At 32.6% G+C, this 18,512-nt stretch carries 17 protein-coding genes and 1 riboswitch; of the genes, 1 reads left to right on the top strand and 16 read right to left on the bottom strand.

Going from position 1 to position 18,512, the window contains the following annotated elements; translation table 11 throughout:
- Window positions 1-2 precede the first annotated feature (2 nt).
- The 8 genes from ACYQ39_RS08785 to ACYQ39_RS08750 all read right to left on the bottom strand — a co-directional run bounded on the left by ACYQ39_RS08785 (window position 3) and on the right by ACYQ39_RS08750 (window position 8,645).
- Window positions 3-1,178: a putative glycoside hydrolase gene (locus tag ACYQ39_RS08785; RefSeq protein WP_459842210.1), complete on the bottom strand. Its 1,176-nt coding sequence runs from the start codon at window positions 1,176-1,178 to the stop codon at window positions 3-5.
- A gap of 124 nt (window positions 1,179-1,302) precedes the next feature.
- Window positions 1,303-2,781 (bottom strand): lysine--tRNA ligase, encoded by a 1,479-nt coding sequence (lysS, locus tag ACYQ39_RS08780; protein WP_459842208.1) that lies wholly within the window; start codon window positions 2,779-2,781, stop codon window positions 1,303-1,305.
- Between the two features lie 18 nt (window positions 2,782-2,799).
- Window positions 2,800-3,279 carry a transcription elongation factor GreA gene (gene greA / locus ACYQ39_RS08775; protein ID WP_459842206.1) on the bottom strand — a complete coding sequence of 160 codons (480 nt, stop codon included), beginning with the start codon at window positions 3,277-3,279 and terminating at the stop codon, window positions 2,800-2,802.
- A gap of 263 nt (window positions 3,280-3,542) precedes the next feature.
- Entirely contained in the window at window positions 3,543-4,613 is a 1,071-nt protein-coding gene (locus tag ACYQ39_RS08770) for an SDR family NAD(P)-dependent oxidoreductase (RefSeq protein WP_459842204.1), read from the bottom strand.
- A gap of 116 nt (window positions 4,614-4,729) precedes the next feature.
- Complete coding sequence (locus tag ACYQ39_RS08765; protein WP_459842202.1) at window positions 4,730-5,638, bottom strand: quinate 5-dehydrogenase; 909 nt, start codon at window positions 5,636-5,638, stop codon at window positions 4,730-4,732.
- 81 nt (window positions 5,639-5,719) lie between these two features.
- Entirely contained in the window at window positions 5,720-6,691 is a 972-nt protein-coding gene (dusB, locus tag ACYQ39_RS08760) for a tRNA dihydrouridine synthase DusB (protein ID WP_459842200.1), read from the bottom strand.
- 21 nt (window positions 6,692-6,712) lie between these two features.
- Window positions 6,713-7,477, bottom strand: a complete 765-nt coding sequence (locus tag ACYQ39_RS08755) for a type III pantothenate kinase (RefSeq protein ID WP_459842198.1) — start codon at window positions 7,475-7,477, stop codon at window positions 6,713-6,715.
- A 169-nt stretch (window positions 7,478-7,646) separates the two neighbouring features.
- The gene (locus ACYQ39_RS08750) at window positions 7,647-8,645 is read right to left on the bottom strand and encodes a biotin--[acetyl-CoA-carboxylase] ligase (protein ID WP_459842196.1); all 999 of its coding nucleotides are present in this window, start codon (window positions 8,643-8,645) and stop codon (window positions 7,647-7,649) included.
- A 215-nt stretch (window positions 8,646-8,860) separates the two neighbouring features.
- On the opposite strand from ACYQ39_RS08750, the gene ACYQ39_RS08745 reads away from it, so the two are divergent.
- Window positions 8,861-9,814 carry a S1C family serine protease gene (locus ACYQ39_RS08745; RefSeq protein ID WP_459842194.1) on the top strand — a complete coding sequence of 318 codons (954 nt, stop codon included), beginning with the start codon at window positions 8,861-8,863 and terminating at the stop codon, window positions 9,812-9,814.
- Between the two features lie 30 nt (window positions 9,815-9,844).
- Here ACYQ39_RS08745 and ACYQ39_RS08740 read toward each other — a convergent pair whose 3' ends face one another.
- From ACYQ39_RS08740 to tilS, 8 genes are all read right to left on the bottom strand, one after another.
- Window positions 9,845-10,378, bottom strand: coding sequence for an ECF transporter S component (locus ACYQ39_RS08740; RefSeq protein ID WP_459842192.1), 534 nt, complete (start codon window positions 10,376-10,378; stop codon window positions 9,845-9,847).
- 17 nt (window positions 10,379-10,395) lie between these two features.
- Window positions 10,396-10,743 (bottom strand): aspartate 1-decarboxylase, encoded by a 348-nt coding sequence (panD, locus tag ACYQ39_RS08735; RefSeq protein ID WP_459842190.1) that lies wholly within the window; start codon window positions 10,741-10,743, stop codon window positions 10,396-10,398.
- A gap of 3 nt (window positions 10,744-10,746) precedes the next feature.
- Window positions 10,747-11,592 carry a pantoate--beta-alanine ligase gene (gene panC / locus ACYQ39_RS08730; protein WP_459842188.1) on the bottom strand — a complete coding sequence of 282 codons (846 nt, stop codon included), beginning with the start codon at window positions 11,590-11,592 and terminating at the stop codon, window positions 10,747-10,749.
- Between the two features lie 10 nt (window positions 11,593-11,602).
- A complete protein-coding gene (panB, locus tag ACYQ39_RS08725) occupies window positions 11,603-12,412 on the bottom strand; it encodes a 3-methyl-2-oxobutanoate hydroxymethyltransferase (protein WP_459842186.1) in 810 nt (269 codons plus the stop codon).
- Between the two features lie 220 nt (window positions 12,413-12,632).
- A complete protein-coding gene (locus ACYQ39_RS08720; protein ID WP_459842184.1) occupies window positions 12,633-14,300 on the bottom strand; it encodes a formate--tetrahydrofolate ligase in 1,668 nt (555 codons plus the stop codon).
- A gap of 123 nt (window positions 14,301-14,423) precedes the next feature.
- Window positions 14,424-14,510: riboswitch (ZMP/ZTP riboswitch) on the bottom strand.
- 19 nt (window positions 14,511-14,529) lie between these two features.
- Window positions 14,530-16,413, bottom strand: coding sequence for an ATP-dependent zinc metalloprotease FtsH (gene ftsH, locus ACYQ39_RS08715; RefSeq protein WP_459842182.1), 1,884 nt, complete (start codon window positions 16,411-16,413; stop codon window positions 14,530-14,532).
- A gap of 117 nt (window positions 16,414-16,530) precedes the next feature.
- Window positions 16,531-17,070 (bottom strand): hypoxanthine phosphoribosyltransferase, encoded by a 540-nt coding sequence (gene hpt, locus ACYQ39_RS08710; protein WP_459844318.1) that lies wholly within the window; start codon window positions 17,068-17,070, stop codon window positions 16,531-16,533.
- Between the two features lie 11 nt (window positions 17,071-17,081).
- Window positions 17,082-18,494, bottom strand: coding sequence for a tRNA lysidine(34) synthetase TilS (gene tilS / locus ACYQ39_RS08705; protein WP_459842180.1), 1,413 nt, complete (start codon window positions 18,492-18,494; stop codon window positions 17,082-17,084).
- Window positions 18,495-18,512: the final 18 nt, after the last annotated feature.

Raw genomic sequence — 18,512 nt, 5'->3', positions numbered from 1 at the left:
CTTCATCCTTCCTTTATCTTATTAATAAGTGCTTCAGTTGTATAATTAGAACCTGGATTCCATAATAACCAACCTGTTAACTGTTGATCTTTAACTGCTTTAATCTGCGCTTTAACCTCTTCTTTATTATATATATATTGTAGAGAAAAATCTTGCAACCAAGGTCTTATTTTATAACTATCTTCCTTTAACTTTTCCTTAGCATCTGCTAAGCTCTCACTGATCAGTTGATAAGGATTAGAACTAGGATTCTCTAAACCATAAATTCCTGAATTATAATGTGAAGGGTATATCATTGGAGAAATATAATCAATATAGTCTACCATTCTTGTGATGTCTTGACCAATACCTAAATCTCCATCAATTGTAGTTGTTAAGCCAAAAACATCAGCTGATAATAATATATCTTTACCCTGTAACCTTTCTCTAGCATACTTTAAAAAATCTACTATAACATCTACTTTAGAATAATCATCTGCATTCTTAATAGTTAAATTACTATTAGTCCCTAAAGTAGGAAAACGAATATAATCAAATTGAATCTCATCTATTCCTAATTTTATTGCTTCTTCTACTATATCTAGGTTATAAGCCCATACCTCTTTTGAATAAGGACTTGTCCATTTAGTACTATTAACTATAATATTAGATTTAGCTTTGATATATTTTAAGGCATATTCTTTCTTTTGAGACAGATGTAAATCTTTAAAAACAGCTAAGCGACCAATAATATAAATCCCGTTTTTTTGACAACGAGTTATTAACTCTTTTAAATTTTGCTTTTTTCTTTTATTATTAAAGAAATCAATTTTACCTGTTATATCTTTAATATCTACTACAATAGCATTTAAGTTACTCTTAGCTACAACTTTCATTAACTCATTCATACGTTTTTTACTTCTAATTGTCCAACTATTAACATAAACTCCTTTAATATTTCTGGCATATGTAATATGGGGAGGAAGTAACTTAGGAATATTTAAAGTATATTCCTCTTGGTTATTATTTTTATATTCTAATTGACCTGTCAATAAATTATATTTTCTTATCATTGACTCCTGTTTATGTAAATTAAATATTCCTTTATCTAATTGAAAATTTGACTTAGCATCAGCAGTAATATTAAAAAGAATAGTACATAAAATAACTAACATTGGAACAAATATCTTTTTTCGCAACTCTAACACCTCTTAAATAACTATTATATATTTAATTATAACATGTGTTAGAGTTAAATTTAATCTACAGTTTATTGTAACAAATGTAAAAAAAGGAGGAACAATTCCTCCTTTTTTATATCTACTATTCTTTTTCTGGTCGTAAGTGTGGGAATAGAATTACTTCTCTAATAGATGGAGAATCTGTTAATAACATAATCAATCTATCAATTCCAATACCTAATCCACCTGCTGGCGGCATACCATATTCTAAAGCTTTAATAAAGTCTTGATCCATCATATGTGCTTCATCATCACCAGCTTCTCTTTGTTCAACCTGTTTTTCAAATCTTTCTCGTTGATCAATTGGATCATTTAACTCAGAAAATGCATTAGCCATTTCATTTCCAGCAATAAATAATTCGAATCTATCTGTAAACTCTGGATTATCAGGATTTCTTCTTGCTAAAGGAGATACTTCTACTGGATATTGAGTAATAAAAGTAGGTTCAACTAAATTATCTTCTACAAACTCTTCAAAGAATTCATTTATAATTTCTCCAATAGAAGTATTATCTTCATATTCTACTCCTCTATCATCAGCTAAACTCTTAGCTTCATCTAGATTTTCTACCTTAGAGAAATCTATTTCTGCATATTTTTCAATTGCCTCTATCATAGTCATCTGTTGCCAGCTACTTAAGTCTATCTCTTGACCATCATACTCTATCTCTAAAGTTCCTAATACTTCTTCTGCAACTGTTGTAATTAAGTCTTCAGTTAATTCCATCATATCTGTATAGTCAGCATAGGCTTGATAAACCTCTAGAGAAGTAAATTCTGGGTTATGCTTAGTTGATAATCCTTCATTTCTCATATTCTTACCTAACTCAAAGACCTTCTCAAAGCCACCTACTAATAATCTCTTTAGATATAGCTCAGGAGCAATTCTCATATATAAATCAGTATCTAAAGCATTATGATGGGTAACAAAAGGTCTAGCAGAAGCTCCTCCAGCTACCTGATGCATTAAAGGTGTTTGTACTTCTAAAAATTCTTCTTCTTCTAAAGATTCTCTAATCTTATGTATAATCTTACTTCTTAATACAAACTTTTCTTGTACATCATCATTAACTATTAGATCTACATACCTTTGCCGATATCTTTTTTCTACATCTTTTAATCCATGCCATTTCTCAGGTAAAGGACGTAATGATTTAGCAAGCACTTTAAAGTCTTCTACCTGGATAGTTACTTCACCTTTTCTAGTTTTAAATAATAAACCCTCTACACCAATCTGATCTCCAATATCTAAATCATTAAACACTTCATATGCCTCTTCACCAACATTACCTTCTTTAACATACAATTGTACCTTACCTGACATATCTTTTAAGTCAGCAAAACTAGACTTTCCATGATTTCTAACAGCCATAATTCTACCTGCTGCCTTAACAACAACTTTCTCTTCTCTTAATTCCTCATAGTTATCAACTATCTCAGCTGTCTTATGAGAGCGACTAAAATCATTACCATAAGCTCTAACCTCTTGTTCTTCTAATTCTTCAAGCTTTCGCCGTCGCTCTAGCATTAACTCATTCATTTCAGATTCTTCAGTTGTCATCTCTATACCTCCATATTACTATTTTCTAATTGCTAATACTTTATACTCAATTGTTCCCACAGGAACCTCAATCTCTACTGTTTCTCCTACCTTATGACCTAATAATCCTTTACCAATTGGTGACTTATTAGAAATCTTGCTTTCATCTGGATCAGTTTCAGCAGAACTAACAATCTTATATTCTACTTCTTCATCAAGTTCTTTATCTAGCAATCTAACTGTAGTTCCTATATTTACTTCAGTAGTATCAATATCATCTTCATCTAAAACTTCAGCTTTTTTAATCTGTTCTTCCAACTCTTTAATTCTACCTTCTACAAAAGCTTGTTCATTTTTAGCATCATCATACTCAGAGTTCTCACTAATATCTCCAAGTTCACGTGCTTCTTTAATTCGTTGAGCTACTTCCTTTCGTTTTGGCCCACGTAAATAATGTAATTCTTCTTTTAATTTATCTAATCCCTCTTGTGAAATAATCATTTTTTCATCATTGCTCATCATAAATCCCCCTTTTCAATTTCAAATTTCAGGAACCCATATATACATTATTTGATTTAATTAGCATATTACTTATGATAATTAATTTTTCTTATAAACTTCCTGATCATTATATGGTTAACATATTCATTATGTCAAAAATAAAAAATAGTGTCAAGAAAAATAAATATGACTAACTTACTATTCCAAACAATTACTTGATTTGTAGATTTAAACTTCAACATAACTTTAGTAAGAGATTATAATTCAGTTTATAACCTTTGTCAAGTTGATCTGACTAACTGTCTTACTTTATTTACTTGTTGTAATGTTACTTCACGTTCTAAACTTCGTAAACTAGCTAATCTAAATCCATGTTCAGTAGCTAACCTATCAATTTCAAGAACTTTATTAGGATCTAAATCTGATCCTAAACTATAATTTTGGTATTTCCCTTCTAGAGCTAAAATCATAGTCTCTGCCATACAAGCATATGATGTTCCTGGTGGAAAACCAAAGTCTAAATTAAACTCTACTTCACCAGGCACCTCAACAATTCCCCCATCAATAACTAAAACATCTGGTCTGTTTAAGGCAACTTCCTTAGCTACATCCCTAGGTCTGGCAACATCACAAATAATAGTTCCTGGTTTAAGTAGCTCTACACTAATCAAACTTTCTACTGCACTGGAAGCAGCAATAATCACATCTGCTTGTGTTAAATATTTAGTCAAATTAGTAGTAAACTCTATATCTGCAGAATATTTACTATTTACCTTTCGAGCCAACTTCTTAAGCTTGTCTTCTCTTCTAGCTGCTAAAATAAGATGTTTATTATCTCTAGCTAATAGTTTAGTACAAGCTTTCCCAATAGAACCAGTTGCCCCTAGAACTAAAATATTACTTTCTTTTATATCAATTTCTGCCATCTCAGCAGCTAGTTTAGTACCTTCTAAAGCAGTTGCCACTGTGTAACTATTACCTGTTGTAACAGGTATATCAAGTCTTTCTGCTACAGTAATTCCTTTATCACCTACTATTGAAGCAAAAGCCCCTAAGCCAACAATATCAACTCCTAACTCTTGAGCTTTTTTACCAGCCTGTACAATTCGATCTATTACCTTATCAGTAGGTAACTCTATCATTTGTTGGGAAGTCAATGGGCAACTAATAAACCAACCTTCTGCTTTAGAACCTAATTTTGATTCAACTCCAGTAATATGAGAGGCTCTAAAAGCAGGTAATAATTTAATCATGCTCCTTACTAAAGGATCAGGTAGTTTCTTACAGATAGGAAATTTCCTTGCTACATCATCAACTGTTAAGGGGTGAACAACAAATCCAAATTTTTTCATCTAATTCCTCCTTAGACTTGTTAAAGGATTAAGTTCATTGATTATTCAAATCTAATATTGATAAAACTTAAACTTATAATTAAGATCAGAGAAGTAATTTTTCAATAACCTACTTCTTATAAAGCCTGTTGACCCAACTCTTCTATTCGAGGAGTAAAATCAATCTGTCGTAATAATTTCAAATAATCAGAAATTTGAGTCTCTTTTATTGGTTTATCTATTAAAGTTACCAAAGCAGCCTCTATAACATTAGTTCCAAAAGAACGACCTTCAAACTCAGGAGTTGTAGTAATTAATTTATTTACTCCTCGCTGCTGTAATAATTTAATATCTTGGCTAGTTACTGTGTTAGTAATTATTATTTTACCCGCTATATCATCTGGTAAATAACGTCTAATATAATGAAAATCTCCTGCTATAATATCTGCTTCTCTATAATATTTACTATATTTATTCTTGACCTCTGTCTGCTGATCACCAGTTGGATATAATACTTTAAATGGGAGTTGACTTACTAGAGGCATTATTAACTTAGCAACCCTATGTAATGTTGATAAAGAACTTAGGGGAATAGGAATCCCTAATCCAAAAATTAAGTCACCAATGATTAAATCTACTTCTTGATCAGCTAAAGATTCAGCCATACCAAATCTATCTAATGCACTAACTAATAGAACTTTCTGTTCTTTTAAATTTATTTCCTCAGCTACTTTATTAATAGCCATCCTCTCTAATGTACTCTTTAAGCCACTACCATCTACAATAGGTGTCTGCTTAACATTCTTTACAATCTTATTAGCAGTTCTTAAACGATAACTTTTCTCTCCAGCATATAAATCAAGATCAATACCACCTAATCCAAAAGCATCAACTTGACCATCTAAATGTCTAAATAAATCAATAGCTTCCTTTAAATCACCATCAGTTCCAACTCTCTCTATAATAAAATCCTCACTTAGAAGTTGGCATTTAGCCCTATGATCTCGAGTGGAAGCCCCCAAACTGATACTTACTACATGTTTCATCCTACCACTCCTTTTTTCTAATATGTACAAGTCAACTAAAATTATTATACCCAAAAATAAAAAAAGCTGATACATATAGTATCAGCTAAATTGAGTTCGATATTCAATTAATACATCTTTCATCTTCTCTAAACTTTCAGTTTGATTTATTCTATCTTTAACATGAGAACAATTTCTAAGTCCTTTTAGATACCAGCTAGCATGCTTTCTCATCTCTCTGATTCCTACATATTCCCCTTTATACTCTACTAATTCTTCTAAATGAAAAATAGCTTTATCAATCTTCTCTTTAGAATTAGGAGAAGGCAATACCTCTCCTGTCTTCAAGTAATGAGCTGTTCGCTTAAAGATCCAAGGATTACCTTGAGCACCACGAGCAATCATTACAGAATCACAATCTGTCTCGTCTATCATCTGCTTAGCATCTTTAGGGCCAAAAATATCACCATTCCCAATAACTGGGATAGAAACTGAATTCTTAACTTGCTTTATAACTTCCCAGTCAGCTTGTCCTTGATAAAACTGCTCTCTTGTTCTACCATGAACTCCTATAGCAGCAGCTCCATTTTCTTCAGCAATTTCAGCTATCTGGCAAGCATTAATTGAATCTTCATCCCAACCAGTTCTAATTTTAATAGTTACAGGTATATCTACAACATTATCCATAGCTTTAACTATCTGTCCTAGTAACTTAGGTTCCTTCATCAAGGCAGATCCATAACCATTCTTAGTAATTTTAGGAGTAGGACAGCCTACATTTAGATCAATAATATCTGGCTGACTAACCTCCATTACTATTTTGGCTGCTTGAGCCAAAGTCTCTGGTTGATTACCAAATAACTGTAAAGAAACTGGCCGTTCTTTCTCTTCTATCTGTAATAATTTTTTTGTTCTTTGATTACCATGAACTAAACCTTTAGCACTGACCATCTCGGTACAGACTAAACCACAACCACCTAGTTCACTAACTACTTGGCGATATGGTAAATCAGTTACCCCCGCCATTGGAGCTAAAATAACAGGCGGATCTACTTCAACAGTTCCTATCTTCATCTCCTATCACCTCAATCTTAATCAACGATTCATATTAGCAACAATTCTTAATCCTTCTAGAGTTAAAAATTGATTATTAATCTCTATCTCTTCTGACTTTTTTGCAATTAAATCTGCTAATCCTCCAGTAGCTATTACCTTAGGAGTAGTCTTAAATTCTTTTTTCATTCGTCTTACTATACCATCAACTTGTCCAACAAAACCATACAAAATCCCTGACTGTAATCCATCATGAGTATTCTTACCAATTACTTGGTCAGGAAAATCTAATTCAATATTAGGTAATTTAGCTGCTTGATCAAATAGGGCATCAGTTGAAATACCGATTCCAGGAGCAATTACCCCACCTGAATAATCTCCTTGGCTAGATAAAGCATCAAAGGTAGTTGCTGTACCAAAGTCAACAATAATAGCTGGCCCTCCATATAAATGATCAACAGCTACTGAATTAACAATTCTATCGGCACCTACTTCTTTAGGATTATCCATCTTAATATTAATACCTGTCTTGACTCCTGGGCCAACTACTATAGGATTAATGCCTAAACACTTAACTGCAGTCTCTTCTAAAATATTAGTAATTGGAGGCACTACTGAAGAAATAATAACCCGATCTATATCTTCTAACTTATAACCTTCATTAGTAAATAAATTAGTCAATACCATACCATACTCATCAGGCATCTTCTTACGATCAGTAGAAATTCGCCAATCAATTATTAATTCTTCCTCTTGATATAATCCTAAAACAATATTAGTATTTCCCACATCAACTGCTAAAATCAAAATTCTCACCCTTTATTTAATTATAATTTACAGTGTACAGTGTATAATTTACAGTTAAAGTCAAACTCAAATTCAAAGTCTCGATAAATACTTATATATTAGTGTTTAATTTGATACTTTTAACTGTAAACTGTAAACCGTAAACTGTACACTATCAACTGTCAACTACTTAATTTCCTGAACTAAAATCTTTATGTGATAGTGAAACATCACCAGAATAAACTTTTTGCTTACCTTCATCAGTCTCTACCACTAAAGCTCCATCAGAAGTTATATCACTAGCTAAACCAAGATACTTTTTATCACCATCAACTATCTTTACTTCTTGACCTAAAGTATAAGCATATTCTTTCCATTCGGCTAATAATTGATCAAATTGATTTAACTTAGGGGCCAACTCCTCTATTTCTTCTAACAGATGTGTTACAAATGATACACGATCTATTTTAGTACCTAATTCATGATAAATAGTTGTTACTTTATTATGTATTTTAGCTGGTAATTCAGCTAAAGAAAAGTTAGCATTAATACCTAATCCCATTACTAAATAATTGATTCGATCTAATTCAGCATCCATCTCTGTTAGAATACCACAGATCTTTTTATCATTAATCAAGATATCATTAGGCCACTTAATTTTAGCCTCTAAGCCTGTTAATTGATTAATAGTCTTAGCTAAAGCTAGAGCAGATAAATATGTAGCTCGTCCAGCCCACATTGGTTTCAAGTCAGGAGCTAGAATATAAGATAACCAGATCCCTTCCTGAGGACTACAAAAACTACGATTTAATCTTCCTTTACCGCCTATCTGCTCTTCAGCTACTACAATAGTCCCTTCCTTAACTCCACTTTCTGCTTGTTCTTTAGCTACTCGATTAGTAGAATCTATCTGATCATAATGAATAATATTTTTTCCCAACTTCTCAGTAGTTAAACTCCTACTTATTTCTTCTGGCAATAAAATATCAGCTGGTTTTAATAATCTATATCCTAGTTTAGAAGAAGATTCAATTTCATATCCTGCTTCTCTAAGATAATTGATATACTTCCAGATAGTCGTTCTAGAAACTCCTAACTGTTCACTTAATTCTTCTCCTGATATATACTCATCTTGAAACTGATACAATAAATCAAGCACTTTAGCTCTACGTTTTAAATTTTTTCTCATACTATCACCTTCTTTTTTTCTAAACTAATTATATAATATTACTAATTAAAATACAAAGTTAGTTTGTATTGAGTTTAAAAGTTATAGATTGTATAATAATTATAATCTATTCTTAATTGACATAAAGGAGGAAAATTATCAGAGTAAAAAAAATCTATTACTTATTATCTCTATTAATCTTAATTATATTAGCTACTTATAGTACTCCCCCTGTCTTGGCTAACCAAAAAATTAATCAATACAATTTAGCTGATACAGTAGAAAAAGTTACTCCTAGCATAGTCAAAATTAAAGCAATCAATTCACAAGATAAAGTAGAAACAGGCGCAGGAATTATTATCAACTCTAATGGTTATTTAATTACCAGTAAACATCTAATTAATAAAGCAGATCAAATAAAAATTAAACTAAAAGACCAATCTAAATATAAAGTTGCTAAAGCAATAGGAAATGATACAAAGTTAGATATTGCTTTACTAAAAATTAATGAAAAAGAACTACCTACAGCTAGTTTAGGAGATTCAAATAGATTACGCCCTGGAGACCTAATTCTAGCTATTGGTCATCCCTATGGCTTTGATTACTCTATTAGCTTAGGAATAATAAGTGCTACCAACCGCTCTTTAAAATTAGAGGAAGATGGAAAAACCGAAACTTATAATAACTTAATTCAAACAGATGCTGCTATTAATCCAGGCAATAGCGGCGGGCCAATCTTAAATACTAATGGAGAAGTAGTAGGTATTAATATAGCAATCAATTTTAAAGCACATGGAATTAGCTTTGCTATTCCAATTAATCAAGTTAAAGATTCTATTAGAGAACTTAAAAAGCATGGTAAAATAATTAGACCTTGGTTAGGAATCTATCTCCAAAATTTAAATGATAATCTTAAACAATACTTTGATTTAAATGAAAACTATGGTGTCCTAATCTCTAATATTACTACTAATAGTCCAGCAGCTAAATCTAAGTTACGGACTGGTGATATTATTTTAAAGTTTAATAACCATAAAATCAAACAACCTATAGATCTAAAAAAAGAACTAGTTAAATTAAACATTGGTCAACAAGTAACTATCACTATTTTAAGAAATGATAAATACAAAACATTCACTCTCCAAATTGCAGAAAAACCTGCTCAAGAAAAAGAAATCATCTCGGAATAAATAAAGGCCCCTATTGGGGCCCTAACTACTCTAATTTATTAAATTCTTTTCTGCTACCCCTAGATTTGATTTGTCTAATACTTTAGCTATTGCTACTGTAATCAAAGCACCTACTACAACTTCTGGTAATCCATGGGTAATTCCAATTCCTAAAGCAGCTTCAGCAGTTAAATAACCTCTGACTACTGCTAAAGATAAAGCTCCAACTGTATTAGTCAAAGTACCGATTATAGCAGCAATGATTGAGCCTAATACTCTTTTTTTTACTAGCTTATAACTATAAGCAGCCAAAATACCAATCAGAATCCTTGGTAAAATAGCTATTAATGGATCAGCAAAAAAAGCTCCTCCTCTAATGAAACTAGCTATTCCAAAAATCAATCCTACCAAAGCACCAACAGTTGGCCCTTCTATAATGGCACCAATAATTACTGGAATATGCATAATTGTAGCTGAGCCTGCTGGTGTAGGGACAGGAATAAAACCTAAAGGTGTCACACTTAACAAGATAGCAATAGCTCCTAAAATACCTGTTATAGTCAACTGTCTAGTCTTTAACTTCACTCTTCTCACTCCTATTCCTATTTGATTTTATTTTCTTCATCTACTAATACAACTTGAGGTTCTAAACTCTTAGTTTCTTCTTCAGTTAGTAAAGCATAAGAAATAATAATTACTGTATCTCCTGGTCTAGCCTTTCTAGCTGCTGCTCCATTAAGACAAATAACTCCTGATCCTCTTTCTCCAGGAATAACATAAGTTTCTAAGCGTTGACCATTATTATTATTAACTACTTGAACTCGTTCATTAGGATATATATCTGCTGTTTCCATTAATTCTCGATCAATAGTGATACTACCTACATAATTTAAATTAGCATCAGTAACTTTAGCCTGATGAATTTTTGACTTATGCATCATACGCATCATCATTTACACCTCCAACATAAGATTATCGATTAATCTTGTTTCTCCTATATATACTGCCAGAGCAATTAATACCTTCCCCTGCACTTCTTCTACTTTTTCTAAAGTATCTTGATTAACAACTTCTACATAATCTACTTTAGCTAATGATTCTTGAGTAAGCTGTCTTAACATTTGTTCCTTAATAACTAAAGAACTTGTTACTCCATCCTCAATCAATCCTTGAGCTAATTGTAATGATTTATAAAGCACTATAGCAGCTCCCCGTTCTGCTTGATTTAAATACTTATTTCGAGAACTGACAGCTAACCCATCCTCTTCTCTGACTATAGGCACTGTTACTATGTCAAGATCAAAGTTTAAATCTTTAACCATTCGCTTAATAACTAATACCTGTTGAGCATCTTTTTGGCCAAAATAGGCTCTATCAGGATTAACAATATTAAATAGCTTACTGACTATTGTACAAACCCCTGTAAAATGACCAGGACGACAAGCACCACATAACTTATCAGTTAAACCTTCTACTTGAACTGTAGTAGCAGCATTAGGAGAATATATCTCGTCAACATCTGGTGCAAAAATGATATCAGCTCCTACTTCAGCTGCTAATTCTGCATCTCTATCCAAATCCCGAGGATACTCTTTATAATCTTCATCAGGGCCAAATTGAGTAGGATTAACAAAAATACTAGCAATTACTATATCATTGTCCTGTCTAGCTTCTTTCATCAAAGACAAATGTCCTTGATGTAGATAACCCATTGTAGGAACAAAACCTATCTCTTCTCCTGCTAGCTTTTGAGATTTGATAAACTCTTTGATTTCGGAAATTGTCGTATAGATCTCCACTTTACCCCTCCTAATTACTAAAGCTTTCTTCTGAATTCGGAAATTCTCCGGATTTAACGTCTTCTTTATATCTTCTTAAAGCTTGACTAATCTCTTCATTCAAATCTGAATATTGTCTAACAAATTTAGGAACAAAGTCGTTAGAAACTCCTAACATATCTTGGCTAACTAAAACTTGACCAGTACAGTCTTTACCAGCTCCAATTCCAATAGTAGGAATCGATAACTCTTTAGTTACTCTATTAGCTAATTCTGCTGGTATACACTCTAATACTAGAGAAAAAACCCCCGCTTCTTCTAGTTTTTTAGCATCTTCTAATAATTTTTTAGCAGCATCAGTATCTTTTCCTTGTACTTTAAAGCCACCAAATTGATTTACAGATTGAGGAGTTAAACCTAAATGTCCCATTACTGGAATCCCAGCTTTGATAATTGCCTCTATCTCCTCTATTATCTTACTACCACCTTCTAACTTTACAGCCTGAGCCCCACTTTCTTTAATAATCCGTCCAGCATTCTTAACTGTATAGCTAATATCATCAACCTTATAAGCCATAAAAGGAAGATCAGTAACTACTAAAGAATTATTAGCACCTCTAGTTACCGCTTTACTATGATGAATCATATCTTCAACTGTCACGGCTAATGTATCCTCATAACCTAAAACTACCATGCCTAATGAGTCTCCAACTAAAATCACATCAATTCCTGCTTCATCTATAGCTTTAGCCATTGGATAATCATAAGCAGTTAACATTGTAATTTTCTCTCCAGCAGATTTCTTCTGTTGTAGAGTTTTAACTGTAACTTGATTATTCACCTCTTTCACCTCCAGTAAAATTCTTTGATATTATGTATAGTTTATTTCACAAAAAAGAAAAAACTCCTAACCTAGACAGGAAAGGAGTTTTCTATAGATATAGATAGGCATAGTTACCCCACTACAACTACACTATTTCCCGTCTCAGTCTGCTATAGATCCAAGCGGATAACTATTCAATTTCACTTTATTATACTAAGTCAAATTTAAAATTGCAAATCTAAAATAAACCTGTAATCTTTCCTTCAGCATCAATATCAATATCTTCTGCAGAAGGATCTTTTGGTAAACCAGGCATTGTTAATACATCACCAGTTAGAGCTACCAAAAAACCTGCTCCAGCTGAAACTTTAACTTCTCTGACAGTCAATGCAAAACCTTCTGGGCGTCCTTTTAGAGATGGATCATCAGATAATGAAGCTGGAGTTTTAGCCATACAAATTGGTAAGTCAGCAAAACCATCTTGTTTCAGTTGCTTAATATTCTTTTTAGCTTGAGCTGTAAGATTAACCTCATTTGCACCATAAACTTCTGTAGCTATCTCTTCTATCTTTTCTTCAATAGTATCTTCAGTAGAGTATAACATTTTAAAATCACTTGGTTCATTAACTAAGTCCAATACTTTTTTAGCTACTTTTACTCCACCAGCTCCTCCTTTTTCCCATACTTGAGAGAGAGCTACTTTAACACCTAACTTTTGACAACGTTCTTTAATCAACTCAACCTCTGCTTCTGTATCACTAGTAAACTCGTTAATAGCAACTACTGGAGAGATTCCAAACTTCTGTACATTCTCAATATGCTTTTCTAAATTTTCTAATCCAGCAGCTAAGGCATCTAAGTTCTCCTCCTGTAAATTATCCTTACCTACTCCTCCATGCATCTTTAAAGCTCTAACTGTTGCCACTAAAACAACTGCATCTGGTTCTAAATCAGCATAACGACACTTAATATTAAAGAACTTCTCTGCTCCTAAATCAGCTCCAAAACCAGCCTCAGTCACTACATAATCGGCCGTATGTAAGGCTAATTTAGTAGCCATAATACTGTTACAGCCATGAGCAATATTAGCAAATGGTCCTCCATGAATAAAGGCTGGAGTATTTTCTAATGTCTGAACTAAATTAGGCTTTAGAGCATCTTTTAATAAAGCAGCCATTGCTCCTGCTACTTCCAATTCTTTAACTTTAACAGGTTGGCCCTTATAGGTATAACCAATGATAATCTCTCCTAACCTTTCTTTCAAATCAATTATATCTTCAGCTAAACAAAGAATAGCCATTACCTCAGAAGCAACAGTAATCATATAACCATCTTCTCGACTCTGACCATTCTTATCACCTAAACCAACTACAATATCCCTTAAAGATCGATCATTCATATCTACAACTCGCTTAAGAACAACTTGATTAGGGTCCAGATTCAATTCATTTCCTTGCTTAATATGATTATCAATAGTAGCAGCTAATAAGTTATGAGCTATACCAATAGCATGAATATCACCAGTAAAATGAAGGTTGATATCTTCCATAGGTACAACTTGAGAGTAACCACCACCAGCTGCCCCTCCTTTAATACCCATACAAGGTCCTAAAGAAGGTTCGCGTAAAGCAACTGCTGCTTGTTTACCTAATTGATTTAAGGCTTGGCCCAATCCAACTGTTGTAGTTGATTTTCCTTCTCCAGCAGGTGTAGGCGTAATAGCTGTAGTTAAAATTAGCTTACCAGGTTCATTCTCCTTTAATACTCGTTTATAAGTATCTAACTTAACCTTAGCTTTGTCATTACCATACAATTCAATATCTTCTGCACTTAAATCTAACTCTTTTGCAATCTCAGTAATAGGTTTCATATTAGTCTCTTGAGCAATCTTGATATCACTCTTCATCTTAATTCCCCCTTAGTTTGATAGTTTAATACTCTCTATGAAAATTATACTTTACCAATTCTAAGCTGTAAACTATTAACCTATAATCTAAATAAAAAACCGTCTGAACAGATAGTAACTATTACTATCTGCCCAGACGGTCGGCAATTTACTTTATCATGTTCCCTGATGGTTAATCCCATCTCAACTCCGCCAGTCACATGATAAATATCTATTCTATTATTGCTCTCTATTCATTATCTTCTTCTAGATCATCATCTGGAGTAATTACTTCCTCATCTTCAGGATCCTCTTCATTCTCACCATAAAATCCTGGCTTATAGTTAGTGATGATCTCTTTAATATCTTCTTTATCTAAAGTTTCTTTCTCTTTTAAAGCTACTACCATATCTTCTACCATATCACTATTTTTACTTAAGATATCTTCAGCTCTTTGATAGCAACCTTCTATTAAGCTCTTAATTTCCTGATCAATAGCTGCTGCAACATCTTCACTGTAGTTTCGACTGCGAGAAATATCTCGTCCTAAGAAGACTTGTTCATTCTGTTTCTGACCTAAAGTTAATGGTCCTAATTCTTCACTCATACCATAATCAGTAACCATCTGTCGAACAATCTTAGTAGCTCGCTCTAAATCATTCTGAGCTCCTGTACTAATGTCATCTAAGAATATTTCTTCAGCTACTCTTCCTCCTAATAAGGATATTACTTTATCCTTTAACTCAGATTTAGTGATAAAGCTTTTATCTTCTTCAGGAAGATTAATAGTAAATCCTCCTGCTCTACCACGAGGAACAATTGTAACCTTGTGAGTTGGATCAGCATTCTCTAATAACTCACCTAATAAAGCATGACCAGTCTCATGATAAGAAACTATATCCTTTTCTTTATCACTAATTACCTTACTCTCACGAGCCGGACCAGCAATAACCCTATCAATAGAATCATCAAATTCATCCATACCAATAGTTTTCTTATCTCGTCGAGCCGCTAAAATAGCAGCTTCATTAGCTAAATTCTCTAAATCAGCCCCTGTAAAACCAGGAGTTCTTCGAGCCAATACTTCTATATCAACATCATCAGTTAAAGGCTTATCTTTAACATGGATTTCTAAGATACCTTTTCTAGCTTTATAATCTGGTTTACCAACAGGAATCTGTCTATCAAAACGTCCTGGTCTTAATAATGCTTTATCTAATACATCAGGACGATTTGTAGCCCCCATGACAATAATACCTTCATTAGGCTCAAAGCCATCCATTTCAACTAATAACTGGTTTAAAGTCTGTTCACGTTCATCATGACCTCCACCAACACCAGCACCACGTTGGCGACCTACAGCATCTAACTCATCAATAAAGACAATACATGGAGCATTTTCCTTTCCTTGTTCAAATAAATCTCTAACTCGAGAAGCTCCAACTCCGACAAACATTTCAACAAAGTCAGAACCACTGATGAAGAAGAAAGGAACTCCAGCTTCACCAGATACTGCTCTAGCCATTAACGTTTTTCCTGTACCTGGAGGGCCTAAAAGTAAAACTCCTTTAGGAATTTCAGCCCCTAGACGGCTAAATTTATCTGGATGCTTTAAAAATTCAACAACTTCCTGTAATTCTTCCTTAACCTCTTCATAATTAGCTACATCATCAAAGGTGACTTCAGTATCTCCTTCTTTATGTAATTGAGCTTTATTCTTACCAAAAGACATCATCTTCTTGCCGCCACCTTGCATGCGATTCATAATAAAGATCCAAGCACCAATTAAAATGATGGTTGGTAATAAATAAGCAAATAACCCTGTCCACCAAGGAGGTTCAGGTTCAGGTTTAGTCTCAATTTTTACATCATTAGTACGTAATAGTTTTTCTATTTTTTCTATTGTTCCTGGAATATTTATTTCAAATTGTTGACCATTTGCTAATTTACCCTTTATTAAGTTTTCACCGACAATTGTAACTTTCTCTACTTTACCAGATTCAACTTGATTAATAAATTCACTATAGGATATTTTTTGCTGTGGTTGATTAGGAGCAATAATATATTGAGCTATTAAAACTCCAATAGCAATAATAATCAAATAAAATCCTATACTCTTTGAAAACTTCTTCAACTAACAATCCTCCTTCCCTAAAACTAACTTACCTTTTCCATTTTATATAATTTCACGTCTATTAATTATACCACACTTTATCAATTATAGCAACCAAATCAAACTAACCTTATTTAATTACTTATCTCGATATAATTCTGGCTTAGGCACGAAAATATAAGGAATATTACGATATTTCTCTTGATAATCTAATCCATAACCCATTACAAACTTATTAGGAATTTCGAATCCATTCCAATCAACTTCAACTTCCTTTTCAGTTCTTCTAGCTGGTTTATCTAATAAAGTACAAATTTTGATACTTTCCGGTTTACGAGTTTCTAACATTTTAATAACATGTTTTAAAGTTAGACCAGTATCTATAATATCTTCAGCAATTAAAACATGTTTTCCTTCTATACTTTCTTCCAAATCTTTTATGATTCGAACATTACCTGTAGAGCTTGTTCCTCCTTCATAACTAGTTACATCCATAAAATCAAGCACTACTGGTAGATCAACCTGTCTAGATAAATCAGCCATAAAGAAGAAACCACCTCTTAAAATACAGACCATAATTACTTCATCATCTTCATCATAATACTCAGTAATTTTCTTCCCTAGTTCCTTAATTCTAGATTGTAGCTCATCTTCTGCAATTAAAACTTCATCAATCATACCTTCTAACACTACAATTCCTCCTTTATCTTAATCATTAATATTTGTTCTGTATCTTCTGTTACCTTAAATCTATCATCGACTCTTAGGCCTCCAACCCAAAAGATATCATTTCCTTCTGTAACAAAAATAGGGACTTGATCTCGTTTCCAAATAGCTAGTTTTTGATCAATAAAGAAGTCTTTTATTTTTTTTCTACCTTTCATTCCTAAAGGGTAAAAGCGATCTCCCGATTGACGACTTCTAATATAAAAAGGAGAACCTACTTGCTTATAATCAAAAAAACCATAATTAGAATTATCTATTTCTTGTCGCCAAGGATAATTACTATCTACTATTTCACTACTAATTATTATTCCTAATTCAGGAATTTCAATTTCTTCTAGTGCTATTTGATACTCAAAATCAAATCTATCTTCCATTAGCCCACCTATAGAGAAAATTAGTTGATTATAATTTAACCTTACAATTAAATCAGCAGGTAATTCGACTCTTTTTCCTGTTTCCTTAGTAGTAGCCAATTTCATAATACTTTCAATATGTTGATAATAAAGATCTTGATAATCATCCTTGCAATATCTAACAGCTTCTCTAATTATACGTCGTTGTAAGGCAGTATGCAATTGCAAAAACTTTTCTAAATCAATTACCAACTGCTTCTCACTCTGTTTAATAGTTATTTCTTGTAAAGTTTCTTTTGCTTGTTGATTTAGATAATCATCTTCTGTTCTAAATATTTCTGCAGTCCGATTTAGAGTTGCTACAATATTATTATTATATTCTTTTTCTAATACAGGTAATAGCTCCAATCTAATTTTATTACGCTTATAAACTGCTTCTAGATTTGTTTCATCAAGACGTGGAGTTAAATTTTGTTGCTTACAATAATCTTCTAAATACTTTTTAGTTACTTCAATTAACGGCCTAATTAATTTATCATTTTTAGGAGCTATACCTCCTAAACCTTTTAGTCCTGCTCCTCGCAAAAATTTCATTAATACTGTCTCTGCTTGATCATCAGCATGATGTCCTAGAGCTATTTTATCAAAACCTAATTCGTTCATTAGTTCAAAAAAGAAATTATACCTTACCTGACGAGCAGCATCTTCTAAAGATAAACCTTCTTTTTTCTGATAAGCTTTAACATCATAAGCTTCTATTGTTACTGGTATCTGCCAACTATTAGCTATCTCCTTTACAAATTGAGCATCTGCTAATGCAGCTTGACCTCTTAATCGATGATTTAAATGTGCTATATGTAAGTCTAGTTGATATTCACTCTGTAATTTTCTTAAAATATGTAATAAACTTAATGAATCTAGCCCACCAGAAACTGCTACTAATATTTGATCATTAGTTGTCAACAATTGATATTTATCAATTGTTGTTTTAACTTTATTAATTAATTTTATATTATCAACCACTTGTCTAAAGTACTCCTT

The sequence above is a fragment of the Halanaerocella petrolearia genome, from assembly GCF_054657875.1.
The sequence above is the reverse complement of the archived record's forward strand: the minus strand, read 5'-3'. Positions and strand labels throughout refer to the sequence as shown.

Coding starts and splice junctions, on each gene's coding strand:
- lysS (WP_459842208.1), bottom strand. CDS start 2,781: ATGACAACTGAAGAATCTGAAATGAATGAGTTAATGCTAGAGCGACGG.
- greA (WP_459842206.1), bottom strand. CDS start 3,279: ATGAGCAATGATGAAAAAATGATTATTTCACAAGAGGGATTAGATAAA.
- ACYQ39_RS08770 (WP_459842204.1), bottom strand. CDS start 4,613: ATGAAAAAATTTGGATTTGTTGTTCACCCCTTAACAGTTGATGATGTA.
- ACYQ39_RS08765 (WP_459842202.1), bottom strand. CDS start 5,638: ATGAAACATGTAGTAAGTATCAGTTTGGGGGCTTCCACTCGAGATCAT.
- dusB (WP_459842200.1), bottom strand. CDS start 6,691: ATGAAGATAGGAACTGTTGAAGTAGATCCGCCTGTTATTTTAGCTCCA.
- ACYQ39_RS08750 (WP_459842196.1), bottom strand. CDS start 8,645: ATGAGAAAAAATTTAAAACGTAGAGCTAAAGTGCTTGATTTATTGTAT.
- panD (WP_459842190.1), bottom strand. CDS start 10,743: ATGATGCGTATGATGCATAAGTCAAAAATTCATCAGGCTAAAGTTACT.
- ACYQ39_RS08720 (WP_459842184.1), bottom strand. CDS start 14,300: ATGAAGAGTGATATCAAGATTGCTCAAGAGACTAATATGAAACCTATT.
- hpt (WP_459844318.1), bottom strand. CDS start 17,070: ATGATTGATGAAGTTTTAATTGCAGAAGATGAGCTACAATCTAGAATT.